1 protein-coding gene is annotated in these 1632 nt (G+C 75.0%); it reads right to left on the reverse strand.

Annotated features, from left to right (window positions below):
• A partial coding sequence (locus HTZ82_RS02740) for an ATP-binding protein (RefSeq protein WP_175407629.1) occupies nucleotides 1-1632 on the reverse strand: 1632 nt, incomplete at both ends.

The raw sequence follows: 1632 nt of genomic DNA on the forward strand, positions 1-1632 counted from the left end.
CGCCGTGGCGGGCGGTGCGGCCTGGAGCAGGTCGGTGGGCAGGAGGACGACGGCCGTCGTGCCGCCGTACGCCGAGGGGCGCAGCTGGACCTTGATGTCGTGTCGGGCGGCGAGTCGGCTGACGACGAAGAGGCCCAGCCGGTCGCTGTCGAAGAGGTCCAGGTCCTCGGAGTGGGCGATGCGCCGGTTGGCGTCGGCCAGTGACTGCTGGCCCATGCCGAGGCCGCGGTCCTCGATCTCCAGGGCGTAGCCGTTGCCGACGGGCTCGCCGGTGACGCGGACCTTGGTGTGGGGCGGGGAGAACTGGGCGGCGTTCTCGATGAGTTCGGCGAGGAGGTGGGTGAGGTCGGCCACGGCGCCGCCGGTGACGGCGGTCTCGGTGAGCGGCCGTACCTCGACGCGCGCGTAGTCCTCGATCTCGGAGACGGCGGCGCGTACGACGTTGGTCAGCGGGACGGGTGTCCGCCAGGCCCGGCCCGGGGCCGAGCCGGACAGGATGATGAGGCTCTCGGCGTGCCGGCGCATGCGGGTGGTGAGGTGGTCGAGGCGGAACAGGTCCCCGAGTTCGTTGGGGTCGTCGGCGCGGCGTTCCATGCTGTCGAGCAGGGTGAGCTGGCGGTGGACGAGGACCTGGCTGCGCCGGGCGAGGTTGACGAAGACTCCGGAGATGCCGCCGGCCAGTTCTGCGCGTTCGGCAGCGGCTTCCAGTGCGGCGCGGTGGACGGTGCTCAGGGCGTCCGCGACCTGGCCGATCTCGTCGTGGGCGGGTCGTCCCGCGGCCGCGGGTGCTTCGCGGTGGAGGTCGAGTTGTTCGCCGGCGCGCAGGCGGCGCATGGCGTGCGGGAGTTCGCGGTGGGCGATGTCGAGCGCGGAATTGCGGAGGCCGACGAGTTCGACGACGAGGGAGCGGCCGATCCGTACGGAGATGACGAGGGAGGCGGCGACGGCGGCGAGACCGAGGACGACGGCGGCGCCTGCGGGCGTGAGGGCGCCCCCCGCGAGGGGGTGGGAGCCGTCGCCGGTCGGCTTGCGGGCCTCGTTCTCCAGGGCGGTGAGGGCACCGCGTACGGCGGCGTGGGCGGCGTCCCAGCCGGCCACTGGTACGGCGGTGGCGGCGCGGCGGCCCGGCGGTGCGGCGGCTATGCGGTCCTCGGCCGCGGTGAGCTGCCGGTAGGCGGGGGCGTCGGTGAGGCGGCGCCAGGTGGTGCGGGCGGGATCCCGGAGGTCGGTCGTGGCGGATCCGAGGAGGGTACGGCGGGCTTCGGCGGCGCCGTTGAAGGCGCGGTGGCGGGGCGCGGCGAGGTCGCGGGTGAGGTGGGCGGCGGTGAGCAGGGCGTCCTCGCGGGAGAGCAGTTCGCGCGCGTGGGCGAGTTCGAGCGCTACGCGCGCGTGGGCTCCGTCGCGGGCGTCGGGGAGTGCGGCGAGGGCGCCGTGGACGGCGAAGGCGGCGGTGATGGTGGCGGTGTAGCCGTCGTGGAGCCGGTCCAGGGCTCCTGACGGTTTGGCCGTGCGGGCCTGGGCGCGTAGTTCCTTGAGGTGCTGGGCCTGGCCGGTGAACCGGCGGACGCGGTCGGCGACGTCGCGGGGCAGGTCGCCCGCGTCGGCGGCGGTGTGTGTGCCGTCGAGGCGGAG

The sequence above is a fragment of the Streptomyces sp. TRM64462 genome, assembly GCF_013362995.1.
Lineage (GTDB): Bacteria > Actinomycetota > Actinomycetes > Streptomycetales > Streptomycetaceae > Streptomyces.